The 20,445-nt window shown below is 69.5% G+C and carries 17 protein-coding genes; 16 read left to right on the top strand and 1 reads right to left on the bottom strand.

Translation table 11 applies throughout. The annotated features are described in order from the left end of the window. Positions 1-24: 24 nt before the first annotated feature. Both K7G61_RS12900 and K7G61_RS12895 read left to right on the top strand, forming a co-directional pair. Positions 25-753, top strand: a complete 729-nt coding sequence (locus tag K7G61_RS12900; protein WP_225846910.1) for a hypothetical protein — start codon at positions 25-27, stop codon at positions 751-753. Then, on the top strand, positions 750-2,330 hold the full coding sequence (locus K7G61_RS12895; protein WP_225846909.1) for a hypothetical protein: 1,581 nt from the start codon (positions 750-752) through the stop codon (positions 2,328-2,330). Before K7G61_RS12900 ends, K7G61_RS12895 begins: the two co-directional genes overlap by 4 nt. 161 nt (positions 2,331-2,491) lie before the next feature. On the opposite strand, the gene K7G61_RS12890 is transcribed toward K7G61_RS12895, so the two are convergent. Further along, positions 2,492-4,648 (bottom strand): tetratricopeptide repeat protein, encoded by a 2,157-nt coding sequence (locus K7G61_RS12890; RefSeq protein ID WP_225846908.1) that lies wholly within the window; start codon positions 4,646-4,648, stop codon positions 2,492-2,494. A 532-nt stretch (positions 4,649-5,180) separates the two neighbouring features. On the opposite strand from K7G61_RS12890, the gene K7G61_RS12885 reads away from it, so the two are divergent. The 14 genes from K7G61_RS12885 to K7G61_RS12820 all read left to right on the top strand — a co-directional run bounded on the left by K7G61_RS12885 (position 5,181) and on the right by K7G61_RS12820 (position 20,445). Beyond that, a complete protein-coding gene (locus tag K7G61_RS12885) occupies positions 5,181-5,396 on the top strand; it encodes a hypothetical protein (protein ID WP_225846907.1) in 216 nt (71 codons plus the stop codon). After that, complete coding sequence (locus K7G61_RS12880; RefSeq protein WP_225846906.1) at positions 5,383-5,910, top strand: DUF6879 family protein; 528 nt, start codon at positions 5,383-5,385, stop codon at positions 5,908-5,910. The genes K7G61_RS12885 and K7G61_RS12880 overlap by 14 nt, the downstream gene beginning before the upstream one ends. A gap of 57 nt (positions 5,911-5,967) precedes the next feature. After that, the gene (locus K7G61_RS12875) at positions 5,968-6,849 is read left to right on the top strand and encodes a methionyl-tRNA formyltransferase (protein WP_225846905.1); all 882 of its coding nucleotides are present in this window, start codon (positions 5,968-5,970) and stop codon (positions 6,847-6,849) included. Between the two features lie 535 nt (positions 6,850-7,384). Next, positions 7,385-7,723 carry a DUF1360 domain-containing protein gene (locus K7G61_RS12870; RefSeq protein WP_225846904.1) on the top strand — a complete coding sequence of 113 codons (339 nt, stop codon included), beginning with the start codon at positions 7,385-7,387 and terminating at the stop codon, positions 7,721-7,723. Continuing rightward, positions 7,723-9,459 (top strand): hypothetical protein, encoded by a 1,737-nt coding sequence (locus tag K7G61_RS12865; RefSeq protein WP_225846903.1) that lies wholly within the window; start codon positions 7,723-7,725, stop codon positions 9,457-9,459. Before K7G61_RS12870 ends, K7G61_RS12865 begins: the two co-directional genes overlap by 1 nt. Next, a complete protein-coding gene (locus K7G61_RS12860; protein WP_225846902.1) occupies positions 9,456-9,911 on the top strand; it encodes an XF1762 family protein in 456 nt (151 codons plus the stop codon). The genes K7G61_RS12865 and K7G61_RS12860 overlap by 4 nt, the downstream gene beginning before the upstream one ends. After that, positions 9,908-10,093: a hypothetical protein gene (locus K7G61_RS12855; protein ID WP_225846901.1), complete on the top strand. Its 186-nt coding sequence runs from the start codon at positions 9,908-9,910 to the stop codon at positions 10,091-10,093. Before K7G61_RS12860 ends, K7G61_RS12855 begins: the two co-directional genes overlap by 4 nt. Beyond that, positions 10,086-14,231: an ADP-ribosyltransferase gene (locus K7G61_RS12850; RefSeq protein WP_225846900.1), complete on the top strand. Its 4,146-nt coding sequence runs from the start codon at positions 10,086-10,088 to the stop codon at positions 14,229-14,231. The genes K7G61_RS12855 and K7G61_RS12850 overlap by 8 nt, the downstream gene beginning before the upstream one ends. Then, positions 14,231-14,419: a hypothetical protein gene (locus K7G61_RS12845; RefSeq protein ID WP_225846899.1), complete on the top strand. Its 189-nt coding sequence runs from the start codon at positions 14,231-14,233 to the stop codon at positions 14,417-14,419. The genes K7G61_RS12850 and K7G61_RS12845 overlap by 1 nt, the downstream gene beginning before the upstream one ends. Before the next feature lie 88 nt (positions 14,420-14,507). Further along, positions 14,508-15,488 carry a hypothetical protein gene (locus K7G61_RS12840; RefSeq protein WP_225846898.1) on the top strand — a complete coding sequence of 327 codons (981 nt, stop codon included), beginning with the start codon at positions 14,508-14,510 and terminating at the stop codon, positions 15,486-15,488. Positions 15,489-15,667: 179 nt separating this feature from the next. After that, entirely contained in the window at positions 15,668-17,320 is a 1,653-nt protein-coding gene (locus K7G61_RS12835) for a major capsid protein (RefSeq protein WP_225846897.1), read from the top strand. A gap of 77 nt (positions 17,321-17,397) precedes the next feature. Continuing rightward, complete coding sequence (locus K7G61_RS12830; protein ID WP_225847030.1) at positions 17,398-18,234, top strand: cupin; 837 nt, start codon at positions 17,398-17,400, stop codon at positions 18,232-18,234. Between the two features lie 448 nt (positions 18,235-18,682). Then, positions 18,683-19,660: a glycosyltransferase family 4 protein gene (locus K7G61_RS12825; RefSeq protein WP_225846896.1), complete on the top strand. Its 978-nt coding sequence runs from the start codon at positions 18,683-18,685 to the stop codon at positions 19,658-19,660. Positions 19,661-19,746: 86 nt separating this feature from the next. Next, a complete protein-coding gene (locus K7G61_RS12820; protein WP_225846895.1) occupies positions 19,747-20,445 on the top strand; it encodes a hypothetical protein in 699 nt (232 codons plus the stop codon).

Here is a 20,445-nt window from a genome sequence, read left to right as displayed (position 1 = left end):
GCCCGCACCGCACCGTGAGCGCCCATGAACGACCGCATCCCCCTGGACCCCACGCTCGACCCCTGGGAACGCCAGCCCCGCGAGACCCCGAAACGCCATGCCCGCTTCCTCGCGTTCCGCGACCTCGGCCTCACCCGCACCCTTGCAAAAGCAGCAGAACAGCTTGCACTTTCGTACAGCCACGTACGGGCCCTGGCCGCCGAGTACAGGTGGCAGGACCGTGCCGCAGCCTGGGACACCCACCAGCAGCGGCAGTACACCGCCGAGATGGAAGAGGAGCGGCGGCGAGCGGCCCGCGACGACGCGAAAATCCTGCGCATCATGACGGGCATGGTCGGACAGGCCCTGCCGTTCGTGCAGCAGCGCGCCACGGAGATGACCGTCATCGAGTTCACGCGGTTCGTGGAGACCACGATGCGGCTGCGGCGCAACCTGTTCGGTGATCCGACCGACACGATCGCCGTCACCGGCGCGGGCGGGGACCCGCTGACGGTGCAGCTGGCGGAGTTCCAGCAGATGCCAGCGGCGCAGCGGCGGGTGCGCCTGGCGGAGCTGGCGGCATCGGTGACGCGGCGGGTGCAGGCCCTGGACGGCGTTGACGATGAGGACGGCGACGGCTGGCTCGACGCGGGCCGCGAGGAGGAGGAAGACGACGACTGGTTCGGGCAGGACGGGCCCGCCGGCGGCGACGACCGGGACGACGGCGGGCAGGACGGCGCCGCGGGCGGGGACGCCGGCGGCACCTGCACGTGAGCACGCCGCTGGCAGCCGGCGAACTGGATCACCTCGATGACGCCGAGGTGTTCCGGCGGCTCCAGGCCGCCAAGAGGGCCGCCGCCAGGGACCTGCTGCGGGACCCGGCCACGCTCGCCCGCGGCCTGGACCCCGGCTATCGGATGCGCCCGCACCTGGCCGTTATCAGCAAGGCCCTCGTCGGGCTGGAGCGCGGCGACTACGACCGGCTCCTGGTCCTCACTCCCGCCCAGGTGGGGAAGAGCACGACGGTCGCGGAGTGGGCGCCGTTCTGGTGGCTGTGCCTGCATGGCGAGGACCGGGTGGCGGTCACCTCGTACTCCGATGACCTGGCGCTGCGCCGCGGCAAGGCCATCCGCCGGTACATCCAGGAGTACGGCGGCGAGTACGACCTGTCGCTGCTGACCGGGTCGGAGGCCGCCCAGGACTACGACACGAACAAGGGCGGCGGCGTCCGGTCCGTGCCGCTCGGCGGCTCCCTGACCGGCTTCCCGATCAACTTCCTGGTCCTGGACGACCCGCACAAGGACCGGGCTGAGGCCGAATCGCCGAAGATGCGCGAGCGCGTCCACGACTGGTGGTCGTCGGCCGCGCTGAAGCGCCTGCAGCCGGACCGCAACGCCGTGGCGTGCATCATGACCCGCTGGCACCCCGACGACTTCGCCGGGCGGCGTCTGGAGGAAGACGGCCGCCTCGAGGACGGCGGCCGGTGGAAGGTCATCCACCTGCCGGCGATCGCCAACCCGACCAAGTTCGGGCCCGACCCGCTGGGGCGGCGAGACGGGGATCCGCTGCCGCACCCGAAGGTCCCCACCCGTAACCGGGGCGCGCTGCTCGCATGGTGGCGGGACGTGAAGAACACATCCAACGTGCGGGACTGGCACGCCCTGTCGCAGGGCGACCCGCAACCCGCCGAAGGCGCCCTCGTCACAAGGGCGCTGCTGCGCTCGATCCGCGACGGGGTGACGAAGGTCGAGCCGCAGAAGGTCGCCGTCTCCATCGACCCGTCCGGCGGCGGCCGGGACACCGCGGGCATCATCGGCGGTTTCCTCGGCGCCGACAACCGGGTGTGGATCACGCACGACCGGTCGGCGGCCATGTCGTCGGTGGAGTGGTCGCGCACAGCGGCGCTGCTGGCCCACGAGACGAACGCCGCCGTGATCTACGTCGAGTGGAACTTCGGCCGCGACATGTGCGTGCTGGCGATCTCCACCGCGTGGGAGGCCCTGCAGAACGAGGGCCGCATCCCCAAGGCCAGTCTCATGCCGCTGATCGACCCCGTGCACGCCAAGCAGGGCAAACTACTGCGCGCGGAGCCCATCGCGCAGCAGATGGTCGAGGACCGGGTCCGGCTGCGCGGCATGATGACCGACCTGGAAAACGAGTGGGCCACGTGGATGCCGACCGACGCCGACTCGCCGGGCCGCATCGACGCCTCCTGCGTCCTGGTCTACGGCCTGATCCCCGAGGCCAACCAGGGCGCGATCATCCACGCGCCAAAGCCGCAGGCCCCGAACCCCCTGGGTCGCCATCCCGGCCCGGGACCCGGCCCGTACGGGCGACGCATCGGTCGATGACCGCTGGGCGCCGCAAGCCGGTCAGAACACTCCCGGTGCTACAACTCGGCGAGTCGCCGGCAGGCGCGGCGGAGGCGATCCCAGTGAATGCAGACGCCCGTGGTCCTCACTCGGGTACTCGCCCCACGATCTGCGACCTCGACCTCACGCGAAAAAGTGGTCTATCCCGAGTGAAGCAGCGCTTCCAGATGGCTGCGCTTCGCCTCGGCCTCGGGTCCGGAGAAGTTCGCAAGGAGTTGGAGTGCCTCGCGGCAGTGCTCCTGCGCTTCAAGGAAATTTCTGTCCTGGACCAGCGTGGCTGCAAGGTGGGCGAGGGCTGCTGCGAGAGACCACTGATCTCCCCGGCTTCGGTGTGCGGTGGCGGCCTGGCGGTGGAAGCCGGCAGCGTCCTCGGTGCGCTGGAGCAGGCAGTATGCCTCGCCGGTCGCGTCCCACGCGGCAGCTTGCAGATCGGGACGGCCCGCCCGTTGGAAGAGAGCTGCCGCCTGCTGGAGATGGCCTAACGCCTCGGTGGCTTCTTCCCGTGCGATGGCGTTGCGGCCCAGTTCGAGCAGGGCGAGTGCCTCGAAGAGAGTGGCGTCGGAATCGCCGGCGATGGCCAGCGCCTGCTCCGCGGCGCCGTCGGCCTCGTCGAACCTGTGCGAGCGCCTGTACACGGCGGCGAGGAGGGTGAGTGTCTCTGCCTGTTCCAAGGACTCCCCCGCTGCGGACAGTACGTCAGCTGCCTGGCGCAGCGCCGTTTCCGCCCGGTGGAGGTCGCCGCGTTCGAGGAGGGCCCATCCGAGGTTACGGGTGAAAGCGCCGGTGTAGAGCGGGTTGCCGAGTTCGCGCACCAGGCGCAGGGCCTCTTCGAAACGGACAGCGGCCTGGTCGATGTCGTGCGCGAGCATGTGGGTCACGCCGAGGCCGTTCGCGGCCCGTGCCTGGCCGAGCGTGTCACCGAGAGCGCGGAATACCGTCAGCGTCCTGCTGAAGTGCTCTTCCGCCTGCGGGAGCTGGAACAGATGGCGATAGGCGATGCCCAGGTTGTCGAGTGTGATCGCTTCCCCGTATCGGTCCTCTGCCCGGCGAGCCGCTTCGAGCGCCATCTGCTGGGTGGGGAGCCACGTGTCGGCGGGCTCCCGATCCGCGATGATCATCGTAAGGACGGCGGGAATCTGCCAGGCGATCCGGTCCATGCCCCCTGCGCTCGCGACCTGGACTGCGGCAATCAAGTTCGCTCGTTCGGTCTCGTACCAGGCGATGGCCGCCTTGTCGTCTTGGAAGTTCGCCGCAGTGACGTTCTCGGGCAGGGGGTGCAGAGCGACAGGCAGTGTGTAGGTGTTTGCTCCGGCCTGGGCGGCTGCGGCCGCGCTGTGCAGGTACCAGCCGAGGACGCGTTCCGAGGCAGCCTGCCGACCTTCTTCGGTCTCCTCGGACTGGGCCTGGTCGAGAGCGTACGCGCGGAGAAGGTCGTGGAACTCATATCGGTGGTGTCCGCTCTCCTCCAGGAGATGCGCGCCTGCCAGAGTGTCGAGCTGTCGACGCGCCGTGACGGGAGGGACAGCGCTGAGGGCCGCTGCGGCTTCGAGGCTGAAGTCTGGTCCGGGATGCAGTCCCAGGAGCCGGAACATACGTGCCGCTTGGGGCGTGAGCGAACGGTAGGACCACGCGAAGACCGTACGCACCGCATCCGTTTGTTCCGGGTTCTGCTCATCCTCAGCCGACAGTGCGTCCCACAGGCCGGACTCATCACGCAGGTCCGCGATGAGGTCGCGCAGCGGCATCCGTGGCCGGGCGGCGGCGCGCTCCGCCACGATACGCAGCGCCAGTGGCAGCCGGGCGCACAGACGGGCCAGCTCAGCGAGTTCCTCGTCATTGTCGCTGGTGCGGTATGCCGCGAGGACGGTGCGGAGCAACTGAACCGAGGCGCTCTGCGAGAGAGTCTCCAAACTCACGCGATATGCCCCTTCCCGTGCCACCAGTCCCGACATGCGGGTGCGACTGGTAATGACCACCAGGCAGTTCGGGGCCCCGGGCAGCAGCGGACGGATCTGTCCTGCCGTGGCGGCGTTGTCCAGGACAATCAGGATACGGCGTTCGGCCATGGAGGAGCGAAAGAGCTCCGCCCGCGGTTCCTCTCCGGTGGGAATGCGTTCCACCGGGATGTCCAGGGCGCGCAGGAACCGTACGAGTACATCCGTCGCAGCGACAGGCGGTCCTGGGTCGTATCCATGCAGATTGACATACAACTGACCATCGGGAAAAAGGTCTCTGACCTGGTGGGCCCAGCGAACCGCGAGGGACGTCTTGCCTACTCCTGCGGTGCCGACGATCAAGGCAAGACGCAGCGCTGTTCCTCCCCGGGCTGCGGCACTCGCAACAGCGGCGTCAAGGCTCTCCAGCTCCCGGATACGGTTGACGAATCCTCTTGCCTCTCCGGGAAGCTGCGCCGGGCGGGGTCCGGCTGTGACGGGAGAGGAGTGGAAGTGGACGCCCCCGCTGATGTCCCGGCCCTGGACAAGGTTGCCCGCAGAACCTGACATCTCGGATCGTGTCCCATGATGTTCTATGGGCGCTGGCGCACTGCTGGGACCATTCGGTTCCCCCGTCAAGTGACCCCTCCCCCGAGGTACGAGTTTGAGGCAAATACCCCGGACATCCTCGTGAACGGCGTTTGCCGGATCCGGTGACTGGCTAACATCGCTCTTGGTGATAGCAACACACACTCTCCGTCTCTGCAATACCGGATCAGGCCGCAGCGTGCGGTGGGTGGGTGTGCTGATCGATGCGTCAAGTGCGCCGTCGCAGCGACGTCAGGCGTCCTGCGCCATGCCCGCCCGGATCCGTGCTGAGACATGAGGATCGATCATGAAGATTGAGTTTGTCGGTGGTTCCACAGGTCAGGGCGGCTCTCCGCGGCTGTACCGGGACGAGGAGAGCGGCGACTTCATCGTGCAGGGCTACGTCATCGATGATCCGTCCGACCTGGACCAGATGAAGATCCCCGCCGGCGAAACCGTCGTGCGCGTCCCCGCATCCTTGTTCGCCTACCTGCCGAAGGACGGTGCACGTGGAGTCTCTTGACGCGGACGGCTGGGCCCGGTTGTTCAGCGCCTGCCGCCGGTCCGCAAGCCACCTCGAGATGCGCGACAGCTATGCGGTGCAGGAAGAGCAGTCCGACATCGAGAAGTGGCGCGCCGGCGAGTGGGGACCTGAGCAGGACGCAGAGAGCAAGGCAGGCTGGCTCGACCTGATGAGGGCCACCGCAGCCCGGGGCGTGAGGCTGCGCAGAGCGCGCATCGTTTCCGAGCCGGTATCGGAGTACATCCGCTTCGAGTACGAAGGGACGCCGCAGAACATCGCAGCGGGAGAAGACGTGCGCTGGCTGCCTCGTACCCGAGCCTCCGCGCTTGCCCTGCCCGGCAACGACTGCTGGGTCTTCGACAGCAGGACAGTGCTGTTCAACCACTTCAGCGGAGACGGAGGCTGGGTCGGCAACGAACTGACCACAGACCCCGAGGTGGCGAGGCTCTGCGCAGACGCGTTCGAAAGCGTCTGGAAGCTAGGGATCCCCCACAGCGAGTACAAGCTGACCTGAGCAGACGGGGTGCACATCCCGTCGTGAGTTCAGACCCACTCAAGCTGAGGAGAGAGCTTGCCACAGCCCCTGAGGATCGGCGTGATCTCCTCCGGTCCTACCGAGTTCGCTACGATCCATGCCGCGTGCGCCGACGCCGGGCACCTTCCGGTCGCCTACTTCTACGGCCGGTCCCTTCGCTCCGGGGGGCCGAATCTGAGCGATGCCGCCGAGACGACCGCGGAGATCCTCGACGCCGTGCCGCCAGGGATGGACCTCTTGCTCCCAGGGAGCATGGACGGACTCGCTCTCGCCCTGGAGAGCTATCACCTTGACCTGGTGATCGTCTTCGGCTTCGGCTGGAAGCTTCCGCGGGCTGTCCTGACGATTCCGCGGCTCGGCGTGATGAACGTCCACGTATCCATGCTGCCGAAATACCGCGGGCCCGCTCCGCTGCTGTGGGCGATCCGTAACGGTGATGCGACAGGCGGGGTAACCGTGCACTGGATGGACGAAGACTTCGACACAGGGAACATCCTCGCTCAGCAGGACGGCATTCCCCTCGCCGACGACATCACCTGGAAGAACTATTGCGACGTCGCGATGCCCGTCATCTACAACCTGCTGAGGAAATGCCTCGATCTGGCCGCCGACGGCTGCGCCGGCGAGCCGCAGGATGACGACGCAGCTACCTACGCGGGATTCATGGAGGACGCCTTCTCCGTCATCAACTGGTCGCACAGCGCACGCGACATCCACAATCAAGTCCGAACCCACCGCTACATGCGATCCGCCCTCCACCCGCTCGCGCGGACCAGTGACGGTGAATGGCTGCACATCATCCGCACCAGCCTCGAACCCGGCGACGGGCCTCAGGTCGTGTGCGGCGACGGACGTTCCCTCTGGCTACTCGAATCCGAGCCCGGGGAACCGCCGGTGAGCGAAGTGTCGACTCAGTAGCCAATCTCCTCCGGTTGCGAACCCGAAGACCTGTGTGGGCCAACGTACTTGTTCACCTGCGACGCTCCGGCCTCCGGGGCCGCGTCTCGGGGAACGGGCAGGCACGAGCCCGATGACCGCGGCCACGATCGCCAGGCGCTTCAAGAAGCCGCATCCTGGCGAATGCGTCCGTACGTTGGGGGACCTCACGCAAATGGCCAAGCAAGCATGACCAGCTGCGCACAGGGAAACGGACCGCTGGACGGATGAGGCCGGATTTCACTGTCCGGGTCTGACTGTCCTGGCGGGGGGCCGAACGCCAGCGCCGTGGGTGGGCCGTATGAGAGCTTGCGGGCGCCCCTCTTACCTCGGTGCGGGGGGTGCACAGGAGCGGGAAAGGGCGTCGGAGCTGCTTCCGCCAGAATCGCCCAAGCCCACGGTTTGTGATCTGAAAAACTGGGCTTGAACTGCGACGTTCCCGCCGGAACTGATCATTCGAGTTGGCCTATCATGCACCGCTGGCATCGGCCGGATGATCTCCATACAGGGGACGCACATGATCAGTTCCGCAGAACTCGCCACCCTGGCGCTCGCCGGGTACCGCGGCACGCAACTCTTCGTCCACGACGCGATCCTCGATAGAGCCCGCGAGCGCGTGGACGTCTGGCAGCAACACCGGCCCGACTCGGCGGCCCGCGAGGCGGTGGTGACGCTGATCTCCTGCGTCTACTGCACCGGCTGGTGGGTGTCCGGGGCGCTCCTGGCGACCTGGCTGCTCGCCGCTGGCCAGTTCGACAACGCCCCCCTCGTCGTCCACGGCGTGGAGTGGCTGGCCGTCGCGGGCGCCGCTGCGCTGCTGAACCGTTGGGACGACTCCCGCAAGGACAACGGCTGATGCCCCGGGCCGAGCTGACCGCGGCCGCGTCCCGCTACACCTCCCGCAAGATCCGCGGGCGCGGGCTCGGTGACCAGTCGTGGCAGCAGCGCGCCTACGACATGTACCACCTGGTGCCCGAGGTCAGGTTCGCCGCTTCATGGATCAGTAACGCCATGTCCGGTGCCCGCCTGTTCGCCGGGCGCCGCGCCGACGACGGCACAATCGAGGCCGCGCCCGACAACCACCGCGCCGCCGAGATCGTGTCCCAGATCGCCGGCGGCCCCGACGGGCAGTCCAAGCTTCTCGGCTCCTTCGGCAAGCACCTGACCGTGCCCGGTGAGGGGTGGATCATCGTCCGCCCCAACGCCGACGTGCTCAGTCCGTACGCCACCGAGGACGGTCACGACTGGCGAGTTCTGTCCGTCCGAGAGGTCCACGCCTCCGCGGGCAAACTCACAGCCGAAATCGACGGTGAGGAAGTCGCCGTTCCCGAGGGCGACCCCGACAGCATGGACCCCAACGCTCCGGTGGCTATCCGTGTGTGGGAGCCGGACCCGGAGCGGGCCATCGAAGCGGACTCACCGGTGCGGGCCAGCCTGGAGCTACTGGAAGAGCTGCTGCTCCTCAACGCCGCGGTGAAGGCCATCGCCCGGTCCCGGATCACCGGCCGCGGTGTCCTCCTCATCCCCAAGGGCACCCGCTTCCCGACCAGACCCGGCGGGGCCGGGGACGCCGAAGACGACCTGATCGAAGTGTTCATGCAGATCGCCGAGACGGCGATCCGCGACCCGGAGAGCGCCGCCGCCACGGTGCCGATCATCCTGGAGGTCCCGGCCGAGACGATCGCCAACTGGAAGCTGATCACGTTCGAGTCGGACTTCGACGACCTGGCGATCAAGCTGCGTGAGGAGGCCGTGAAGCGCTTCGCGACCGGCCTGGAGATCCCCGCCGAGATCCTGCTCGGCATGGGCGACGTCAACCACTGGGGGCAGTGGGCGCTCACCTCCGAGGCCATCCGCCTCGGGATCGAACCCAAGCTGGCCACCGTCTCGTACGCGCTCACGCAGCAGTGGCTCCGCCCGATCCTGGAGGCCGAGAGAGTCGAGGACTGGCACCGGTGGCTGGTCTGGTACGACACCGCCCCGCTGCGGGTGCGCACCAACCGCTCCGAGACCGCCCTGCAGGCGTACGACCGGGGCGTCATCTCCGCCGAGGCGCTGCGCCGTGAGACCGGATTCGATGACGCCGACAAGCCCACGCCGGCCGAGGTCGCCGAACGGCAGAAGCAGAACAGCAGCAGCCAGCCGAACCCGCCCGCCACCACACCCGACCTGCCGGTCGACGAGACGCAGAACGACCCCGACACCCTTCCCGCCGCCGCGGGTCCAACGCGGCCCGGTGTCGGCCTGGTGGCCGCCGCGGACGGCCTGATCTGGGGTGCGCTGACCACTGCCGGGGAGAAGCTGCGCCGCACCCCGGCCTGCCCGCGCTCGGAACGGACACGGGCTCGCGATGTCGACGCCGCCCGCCTCCACACGCTCCTGACTGTGGATGCGGGCCAGGTCGAGCAGTGGCGGCTCCTGGACGGGGCGTGGACGCGCGTGCCGGAGATCGCCGCCCGCTACGGCCTGGATCCGGAGTGCCTGGCAGCGTCCCTGGACGACTACGCCCGGGAGCTGATCGCGGCGGGGGTCGAGCACGAATACCGGCTCGTGCCGGCCGTCCTGACCTCCTGCATCGGGCCGGCGGCATGACGGGCGGTCTGCACCTGGTTCCTGTGCGGTTCCGGCAGGCGGTGGCGTTCGTCGCCGAGCACCACCGGCACCACGGCCCGCCGCGCGGCCTGATCTTCTCCGTGGGCGTCGTCGACGACGAAGAGGCCCTGCGGGGCGTCCTCGTCGCTGGCCGGCCCGTCGCCCGGCACTACGACAACGGCCGCACCCTGGAGGTCACCCGCGTCGCCACGGACGGAGTGTTCAACGGCAACTCGATGCTGTACGGGGCGGCCAGGCGGGCGTCCCTCGCTCTCGGATACACCCGGCTGATCACGTACACCCAGCAAGGCGAGACCGGGGCGAGCCTGCGCGCAGCGGGCTGGGCCCTGGTCGCCGAGCGACGCCCCCGGCCGGGCTGGAACACCCCGTCACGGCCCCGGCAACCCACCGGCACGGAGAACATCACCCGCTACATGTGGGAAGCGGCGTGACCGACCTGACCGCCGGCGCCGAGGACGACCAGCCATGCCCAACCTGCGGGCGGAACAAGCTGAACGGGCTCACGATGCTCCCCTTCACGAGCGACGGCACCTCGCGGGCCGCGGGCGGGTGGGCGGTGCGCCAAGCCTGCGGCGCCACTCCGCATCCGACACTGGAGGCCGCCCATGGCTGACCGCGAACACGACCTCGCACGAGCCGAGGAGGACTTCGCGCAGGCCGTGGCGCAGGCTCTGGCCGCGACCGCCGACGAGTTCGCCGACGCCGTACGGGAGGCGAGCGAGCTGGTCGCGGCCCGCTTCTCGGTTGGCCGCATCGCCAGCATGTGGACCGGCCGAGTGCACGGCTTGGTGCGGCGCTTGCTGGGGACAGCGCAGACCGCCGCCGGAGCCGCCGCCGAGGATGTCCACGGCGAGCTGCCCGCCGGGTGGGACGACCTGCCCGGCCGGTACGGCCAGGGGCGGCCGCTGCCGGACGGCATGGCCCAGTACGTGACCGTCACCGAGCACCTGCTGCGGGCGGTCGGTGACCGCCTGGCGCAGGCCGCGCGGCGGGAGCTGGCGACCGGCCTGGACGCCGGGGAGGACATCGCCCAGTTGCACAACCGCCTGCGGGCGGCGTTCGACCGGGAGGGGGCGCAGCTCGGGGCCGGCCGGGAGGCCCGCATCGCCCGCACCGAGGCAAGCAGGGTGTGGAACGCGGCGACGCTGGCGGCCGCGCAGGCCGCCGCCGGCCCGGGCCGGCCGGTCGTCAAGCAGTGGATCACCCGGCACGACAGAAAGGTGCGCACCGCGCACAGCGACGCCGACGGTCAGCTCCGCCTCCTCAATGAGGCGTTCATGGTGGGCGGGGTGCCGATGCAGCACCCTGGCGACCCGGCCGCGCCCGCCTCCCTCGTCATCCACTGCCGCTGTCGCCTTGCAGTGGCACCCCAGCAGCGCGCATGCGCCTACGGATTGGAGGTGCGCTCTGCGGCGGGACCTAGGGAATCAGCAATGTCCTTTCACGGCACCCAAGGACGCCCCAGCTACCGTAAGTACCACCCTGGTGGGAAGGGCGGTGCCCGGGCCAGCCGCAAGACCCTGCACGAGAACGGCGGATGGCTCGGCAGCAGCCGCTTCACGGAGGAGGAGCATCAGCAGGCCGTCTACCGGTACACGCGCAGCTGGTACGGCCGCATGAACAGCTGGCTTCGCACGCGGACCCCATCTGACAACGAGCAGTCCCAGCAGCTCGTCGAGCAGCGGGTGGCTGCCCTCAACGACCTGATCAACATTCAGGACCCGAGCAGGTCCGAAACGACGCTGTATCGGCGCATGGAGAACCATCGCCTGGAGCTGAACGAGGGTGACGAGTTCCACGACCGGGGGTTCCTGTCCACGTCGTCCCGAAGTGACATCGGCGGCATCGCCGGGATGGACGCCGACGACCCGAACTACAGCCTCTTCACCATCACGGTGCCCGCGGGGGCGCAGATGCTGGACGTGGCCTCGGTCGGTGAGGACGACGACGAAGCCGAGGTGATTCTCCCGCCCGGCACGAAGTTCCGGGTGCGGAAAGTCGGCGATAACGACCCGACCCAGCCCCGCCGGTACGAGGTCGAGGTCATCAACGCCGTGACCTCCACCCTCGGTAGCCCACGGGCACCGAGGACAGATGTCAGCGCTGCAGCGGGAGATCCCGGCTTCCAAGAGCGGGTCACCTGGCAGGACGGAGATGTCGTGATCGACAAGCGGGCCAATGAGGGCAGTGTGGAAGTCTCCCGGTCGGTGACCGCAGCAGCAGGCGGCCACACCGGCGCGATGATCGCCCTGATGCCCACCGCGGAGGACGCCGAGCGCCTCGCCCTCAACGCCACCGGCTCCGAGCCGGCCGACGAGCTGCACCTGACGCTGTTCTACCTCGGCGAGGGTGCCGACTGGGATGACGAGCATCGCGCCGACCTCATCGACCGGCTACGTGCCCGCGCCCCCGACGTCGGCGAGGCGGTCGCTGCGCGGGCCTTCGGCGCGAACCAGTGGAACGCCGACGGCGACGAACCGTGCTGGGTGTGGTCCGTCGGCGACGACCGCGACCGCCCACAGGACGCCCCGACACTCGAGACGGCCCGGTGGGCAGCGACCTACGCCCTGGAGGACATGCATCGCCAGCCCGAACTGCCGGCGCAGCAGACGCCGTGGCAGCCCCATGTGTGTGCGGCATACACCCGCTCCCCATCCCTGCTGACCGCGATGAACCAGCGCCTCGGCCCGATCCGCTTCGACCGGCTGCGGGTCGCGTTCGCCGGCGATACCACAGATATTCCCCTCGGGCCCCAGGAGACAGCCGTGGCCGATCAGCCCAGCGAGCACGTGACTGCCCCGCCGGACGCCGGGCCCCGCGTCTGGTCCACACCCGGCGACACGGCTATCGCGTTCGAGAACCAGGAGACCGGCGACGGCCGCGTCTTCGCACCCGGCGCCCTGTACTGGGAAGGGCCCGGCCCGTGGCCGTTGCAGCACGCCGAAGAGATGCTGATGGGCCACCAGGGAGCCGAACTCGCCGGATCCATCCAGGCCCTCGCCCGCGACGGCGACCGCATCACCGCAACCGGCGTCCTTTACCCGGGCCGCCCGGCCGGCGCCGACGCCCTCATGCTCCTCGAAGAGGGCGCCCCGCTCGGTGTCTCCGTGGACCTGGACGACGTAAGCATGGAGTTCGTGGACCGCACGCTGGGCACCGACGAGAACGGCGACCTGGTGCTCCTGGCGTCACTGCCGTGCGGATCGCTGCTGCGCCTGGAAGACGGCTCCTGGGCCATCACCGCGACCGCCACTGCCGAGTGGACCGCGTCCGGCGCCACCTTGTCGCGCACCTCGACCGGGATGCAGCTCATCACCGGCCCCGGCGGCACCGTCACCCGCGAGGCGCTGGAAGCCGCATTCGGCAGCCGGCTCACCGCGGCGGCCGGCGATCCCGACAGCCCAGACGGTGTGTTGGTGCACTCGGAGGAGTCCGGCGACTTCATCGTGCGCATCACCCGGGCCCGGCTGCGCGGCGCGACCCTGGTGGCGATGCCCGCTTACGCCCAGGCCCGGATCGTTCTGGACGACGCTGCCGAACCCGGCGCCCAGGCCATCGCAGCGGCATCCGGGCCGAGCGACGCCCACAGGGAAGTCGTCCGCTACGTGAAGAGCTCCCCCGTGCCGGTCGGTGCCCGCGACGTAGCCAAGGGCCTGGGCATGCGGATGGAGACCGCCCGCGGGCACCTGGCGCGGGCGGCGAAGGCCGGGCGGATCGTGCGGATCGCCATGGGCCTGTACGTGGGGCCGGTCACCGAAGGCCCCGACGCGGACCTGTCGGCCACCAGCGGGACGGAACTGGAGGATCTGGAAGCGTCGGCGTGGTCGGCGATGAAGGCTGCCGACCCGATGCCCGCCGCCTGGTTCCGCGAGCCCACCGAGGACGAACTACCGCCCGGGTCGGGCGGGGTGCACTACGCAGACGGCCGCGTGTACGGGTGGGTGGCGCAAGCCGGGGAGCCGCACGCGGGGTACACCGGTCGCAACCTCACCATCGAGTCACTCGGAGACCTGGACTTGACGCACTTCCTGCGGGCCCGGTTCCGACTGGACGACGGCTCGGAGGTTCGCGCTGGGGCGTTCACGATGAACGCCCCACACCACCGCGACGGGGCCGAGTGCGAATCCGCCGCCTGCCAGTTCGATGACACCCGCACCGTCGCCGGGATCGTCACCGTGGGCATGTCCGACAAGGGGCTGTGGTTCTCCGGCGCTGCCGCCCCGTGGCTGTCGGAATGGGATCGGCAGGTGTTCGCCGCGTGCCAGCCCAGCTACCACATGAAGCAGGGCCGGGACGGCAGGTGGCAGCTCCGCGCGGTGCTGTCCGTCCCCGTCCCGGGGCACTCCTCGCCGCTGCTCGCCACCGCTGTGGCCGTCGCCGAACGGTCCAACCTCGCGCTCGCGGCGTCCACCGCCGGCGCCCTCACCGTCCCGGACCTGTCCGGACACAGCCCGGACACGTCTGCGGACAGGGCGGACGCCGGGGCTGACGCCAACGGGCGCATCCCCAGCGGCTTGGGAGGACACCGTCCGGACAACCCGGACACCCCTGTCCGGCCCGGCCAGGACCCCGCGGGCCTGCTGGCGGACGGCCGGTTCCTGGACGAGCTTCTGGCCGCCCTGGACCGGCGCCAGGAGCAACGGCAGCAGGCCGCCCGCGACGAGGCCGCCGCGCTGGCCACCTCGATCGTCGCCCCGGCCCGCGCGGACCTCGTCGCGGGCCGCACCATCACCCAGGAAGGGACCAGCTGATGGGCTGCTCATGCGGAGGAAAGCGCGCGCAGTGGGAGGTCGTCGCCGACGGTGGCACCGGCAAGGTGCTGTTCACCGGCACCGAGGCCACCGCGCAAGCCGTGTCCAAGCGCTATACCAACAGCGTCGTACGCAAGAAGGGAACGGAGCCATCCCAGCAGGCCCCTGCTAACGGGCCCGCCAGCTGATCGCTTGTCTCCGGTTCTCGGTCGTTTTGATCGGCCGCCCGTCGCCAGCTCGCGACGACATCACATCGTCGGCGACAGCTTGCGTGCCGTGGCGGCCGAGATTTTTACCAACAAGGCCCAAGAAGTGCGGTCACGGGGAAGCATGGAAGGCATGCACTCTGACTTAGATGCTCTGGCCGGTTGTGATCCGGTCGTGTGGGAGTTCACGGCACGGCAACCGCTCCTCGGTTCCTGGGAGATAGCGGCAGAGTCGCCGGAGCTGGAGGAGCTCGTCACCTCGTTGGGTTGCGAACTCCTGTACCAGAGCGACGAGATTGACTCCGACGCTTCGTACGAATGGCGAGTGCTCCTGCCCAGGTCCGAACACGAGCGGCGTGGCCCGGCCAGCCACCCGCCGGTTATCGAACAGATTTGGCAATACCTGCGCTGTGCAGTCCCCTCAGAACAGCCGTGGCTCGTCGCGCCTCATGTAGGGGACACCCTGAGGCTTTCCGCGGGGCAAGCCCTGCGTGCGGCGTACACCGACTTACTCGACCCTCTGGAGAGGGTCCTGGCCCCTCTGCGCATGGACAGCGCCGCGCCGCGAGTGACGTACTGGGGCAGTGAGGAAGGGCTTCAAGCTGGCACCTGGGACCTGCGTATGGGCCCGGACTTCGAGAGTGCCGCTGACTGGATAGAGATCAACGCCGGTGTCGCAGTCGACGGCAGCCTCTTGTACTTGCTCAGAGACCACCTCGGGTGTGAATTCAATAACCAGTTGTGGACTTGGGCCGATCAGGTGGATTGGGGGGCGCCTCCCCTAGAACCGAGGACGGGCCTCGATCCCCGTCATCCGGTACTGATCTTGCCACGTCCGACCCAGCTGACCTGGTGTGTCACCCTCGCCCGGCCCAGTTTCTCCTACCGTACTGAACTATATGACCGTGTTCGAGCTGCTTCTGAGTCCCTGATGATCGACTCTTGCTATCGGTGGACGGACCAGGATTCACAGCGCCTGGCCGACCGTCTGGCAGAGGACGTTCCTAAGCTACTGCCGTACCTTCGGCCCTCCGGTTTCTACGGTGACTGACCCGTCGTGCAGGCCAGTGGACGTTGGGCTGCATCACGCTGCGCTCGCGAAGCGTTGGCCGACGGCGCCTCAGGACTACACTGAGCCCCGCGGGGCGTCGCAGGTCACAGAGCCGACCGCCCCCTTCTGCTGCTGGTTCTGGGCCGGGCACTTCCACGAGATCTACGGAGTGCCCGGCCATGGCCGAGTTCGAGTTTCCCGAGGACATCACCGCCCTCAACGACGAGGAGCTGAGTACCGCTCTCGCTGGCGCGGTCGAGGCGTTCGACGCGAAGAGCCAGTCCACCAGCATCACCCCGAAGGACCTCGAAGCGCTCCGCTCGCTCGCGAAGGGCATCGAGTCGATCCGCGGCGAGCAAGCCGCCCGTCACGAGGCCGCGGAGGCCGCAGCCGCCGAGATCGACGCGCTGGCCGCGCAGGTCCGCGGCGGTGACGCCGAACCGGCCGGCGGCGGAGGCGACCGCGAGGGCGGCGGGGCCGACGAAGACGAGGCCACCGCGGCGGCCGAGCCCAAGCCGGTCGCCGAGCCCGACCCCGCCCCTGTCGTGGCCGCCGCAGTAATCCAGCGCCCGGCCCTGGACCTGTCCGGGGTACGGCGCCGCCAGCCGCGCGTCCTGCCCGAGCCCCCGGCGCCAGGCACGGTCATCACCGCCGCAGTCGACGTGCCCGGCTACACGCCCGGCGCGGGCCTGGACATGGACGACGTGGTGCGCGGCATCAACTCCCGTGCGACCGCCCTCAAGACCGCCGGAGGCGGCGTCGGCCAGGTCATCTCCTACCGGCACCCGTACCCGCAGGAGCTGATCGTCACCGACTCCAGTTCGGCGCCGGAGGGCACCACCGTGGCGCTCGCCGCGTCGAGCCAGAAGCGGCTGCCGAAGGGCGACCTGGTCGCGTCCGGCGGCTGGTGCGCCCCTTCGGAGACGCTGTACGAGCTGACCGACACCTCGTGCCCGGACATGCTGTGGGACGCCCCCGAGATCCAGCTCGCCCGCGGCGGCCTGCGCTACTACAAGCCGCTGAGCCTGGACGTAGCCAGCATGACGTGGGTGCACACCGAGGCCGACGACATCGCCGGCAACACCAAGCCGTGCTTCCGCATCCCCTGCCCCTCGCCGGTCGAGGTCCGCTGTGACGCGGTCGGCGTGTGCCTGGAATCCGGCATCCTCACCGCCCGCCATTTCCCCGAGCTGATCAACTGGTACCTGCGCAACGCCATGGTCGCCCAGGAGATCCGCGTCCGGCAGGTCCTCTTCCAGCAGGCCCTCACCACCGCCACCCCGGTCACCCTCACCCAGACCATGGGCGCACTGTCCGCGGTGTACGCCGCGGTCGCTCTTCAGGCCGCCGACGTCATCGAGCGGCACTCCCTGTGTGAGACGACCGCCCTCGAGGTCGTCTTCCCCTGGTGGTCGCAGAACCTCTTCCTCACCGATCTCGCGCGCCGCAACGGCGTCTCGGTCGACGACGTCACCAGTGCGCAAGTCCAGGACCTGTTCACCCCACTCGGCGTGCGTATCCAGTGGGCGCGGGGCCTGTCCCCCGCGACGCCGACCGGCATCGGCGGCACGACACCTGCCACGGTCTGGCCGTCGCAGGTGCAGTTCCTGATCTACCCGGCCGGCGGCCTGGTCATCGGCCGCGGCGAGGAGGTCAATCTCGGCGTCATCCACGACTCGGCCAAGTTCAGCACCAACGACTACACCGCTCTCTTCGCGGAGGAGTGCATCGCGCTCGTGGACAGGTCGGTGGATACCCGCCTGGTGACCGTACCCGTCTGTCCGAGCGGCGAGACCGGCGCCCAGACCCCGGTGTCCTGCCCCGCTGCCTGATGTATCCCCCTGTCCCGCCGGCCCGCACGGGTGTACGGGCCGGCCCCCGAGTTGAGAGGAGGTGGCCAGTGGCGAGCATGCTCAAAGCGGTCGAGGCCATCCCGGGTAAGCCCCTGCCCCACGGCATCCTCGGCGGCTGCGCCGACATCCGCGACGTCACCGATGTCCACGAGCTACTGGGCGTGGAGTGGCTGGCGCTCGGCTGCTGCCCGGTCAACGTCTGGCACGATCCCTGCCTGGACGATGAGGAGTCCCCGGGGGACGAGTCTCCCGGGGAGCCCGCTCGCAAGGAGTTCTGCCGGCCGCGGGCCGAGCACGCCGAGCCGATCACCGTGTACGCGGGGGCCGAGTGCAGCGCCCTGGGCTCGACCTACGCCGAGGCCCGCGCCCATGCTCAAGCCTCTCTCCTCCTCGGTGAGCAGGGAGCTGTCGAGGCCGGGTTCTGGACGAACACGCTGGCCATGGCCGCAGCCGACCTCACCCCCCGCGAGGGACCGGTCCACATCGCGGAAGGCGTGGCGAGGCTGGAAGCCTTCCTGGCCGAGACGTACGGAGGCCAGGGCGTGCTGCACGTTCCAACAGGCGGCGCCGCCCTCCTGAGCTGCTACAACCTCGTCCACCAGGACCAGGCAACCGGCACTTTGCGCACCCTTGCCGGGAACGGCGTCGTCGTCGGTGCCGGCTACTCGGCCATGAACACCGGCCCCGGCAACCTGCCAGCCCCGCCTGGCACGACATGGCTGTACGCCACCGGACCGCTGGTGATCCGCCGCGGCCCGGCCGAGACACTGCCCGACCAGCCCGGGCCGTCCGTGAACACCGGCATCAATGACAGGCGGGTCCTCGTCGAACGCACCTACGTGGTGGCCACAACCTGCACAGTTTCCGCGGTCCACGTGGTGACCCGCCCGTGAAACCCGTGGTCGAAGTCCACCCCGTCCCGGCTCGCCGCCGCGACTTCGCCCGCTGGGCAACCGCGCAGAGGCCGAAGGTCCGGACGATCAGCGCACATGCCTTCGCTGTTCCCGCCGGACTGTTGTCCATCGTGCCCGAGGAGTTGCTGACCGGCTCGATGGTCGACGGCCACCGCTACGTCAGCCCAACCGACGACACCGTCCACGGCGCGGCCCCGCCCGGGGCCTCTGAGCCCGGGGCCGCAGAGCCGAAGCCGCTGGGCCCGAGACCCAGCCCGGCACCGATGGGCGGCACAGATGTCGCGCCTCCCGCAGACCCCCTTGAGAGCGAGGGCCGGGCCGCCACCGGCAGCGTTCCCGGAACGACCGGTGCGGGATGTGCTCGCGCAGATTCGGCACAGATCGAGGCCGGTCCGCTGCCCGCCGCCAAGCCCACCCGGAGGCGTAAATGACGGCGCCCGCCCCGATGCGCGTCCTGGCTTTCCTGCCGGTATACGGACCGGCAGACCCGACGGGCGCCTTCGTCACCACCCGCGAGTACCTCCAAGCCCTGGCAGCCGGCGGCCACCTCGTCCACGTGGTGACCAGCCTCGCCGAGCCCGGCCAACCCCGTACCGACGAGGGGGTATCCGTGTGGCCGCTTCCGTACTGGTGGCAGACCGCACAGGAGCTGAAGCCCGAGCTGGTCATCACCCACCACGGCGACCGCCGCGCCGCGAAGCTCGTCCCTCAGCTGGGTACCGTCCCGCAGTTGCTGATGGTCCACGGAATGGCCCGTGACCGAAACCTTCGCCGGCCCCGCCTGGCCTGGTTCCCCTCGCAGGCCTGCCGCGATCACTACGCCTACCGGGGGCCGTCCCTCGTCCTGCCGCCGGCGATCAATCCGGACCGCTACCGGACCACCCCTGGACAGATGATTGCCCTCAACGGGTCCACGCGTGCCAAGGGGGCGCACGTGCTCTCCGCCATCGCGGAGCGCATCCCGGAGTTGCCGTTCCTCGTCGTCCGGTCCGCCGGCCACCCAGCTGGACCGTTCCCGCCGAACGTCAGCGTCATCGACCGCCTGCCGCCGCGGGAGCTCTACGCCCGGACGCGTCTTCTGCTGATGCCCTCGGCGACGGAGTCGTACGGTCGCGTCGGTGTCGAGGCCATGCTGTCGGGAATTCCGGTCATCGCCTCTCCCCTGGCGGGCATGTGCGAGGCGTTCGGTGAGGCCGCTGTGTACGTGTCGCCCGAGGATATCGACGGGTGGGTGCGCGAGATCCGCCGCCTGTCGGCACCGCGCGCCTACGCCACCGCCTCGGCCCGCGCCAAGGCGCACGTCGCCGTCCTCGACTACCCCGGCAACCTCGCCGAGTTCGAAGCCGCCTGTCTCAGCCTGCGATCCCGGCATGCGGCCGCACGTGGGCTCGGGCTGTCCCGATAAACTGGGAGTATCGTCCGGCAGTCAACCGCCGGGCTGCCGCTGGTTCTGGGCCGGGCCTCAACCTCGTCACATGGTGGAGGCCCCCTATGTCGGGACCCCTGATCTCCAATGCAGCCACGGTGCGGATCACCCGCGTGGACGGCTGCGGCCGGCCGGTGTGCGGGCCGGAGAACTCGTACGTGACCGACTGCTTCGCCTCGGTGGAGTACAAGGCCAACGTGGACGACGGCGCCGACGTGAAGTTCACGGCAGCCAACGGCCGCACCTGCGGGTACAAGAAGGGCTGCCCGACCTTCAACGGCTTCGACATCACGTACACCTTCTTTCAGGCGTCACCGGAGATGATCGAGATCATGACCGGTGCGCCGGTCGTGTTCGGCTTCGACGGCAAGCCGATCGGCTTCGACTCCTGTTCGATCCCGTGCCGGTCGGGCTTCGCGCTGGAGGTGTGGGCGGACGTTCTCGGCGAGGACGTGTGCCCGGAGGAATCCACCGGCGACGGCGCGTGGATCTACCTGCTGGTGCCGTGGGTCACCAACGGGCAGATCGGCGACCTCACGTTGAACGACTCCGCGGTGAACCTGTCGCTGACCGGCGCCACCAGGGCGGGCGGCCGGTGGGGAGTGGGCCCATACGACGTAGTGGCCAAGGACGCCACCGGCGCCGTAGGCCCCATGCCGGCCCCGCTCGGGCCGGACTGCCACCGGCGCATCCTCATCACCACCGTCGCCCCACCGCAGCCGTCCGCCGACTACCTGCCCGTTCTCTGCGACTCCGCCTCCTGA

Source organism: Streptomyces sp. HPF1205, from assembly GCF_020400825.1.
Classification (GTDB): domain Bacteria; phylum Actinomycetota; class Actinomycetes; order Streptomycetales; family Streptomycetaceae; genus Actinacidiphila.
Note: the sequence above shows the minus strand (reverse complement) of the source record. Positions and strands in the feature narration are given on the sequence as shown.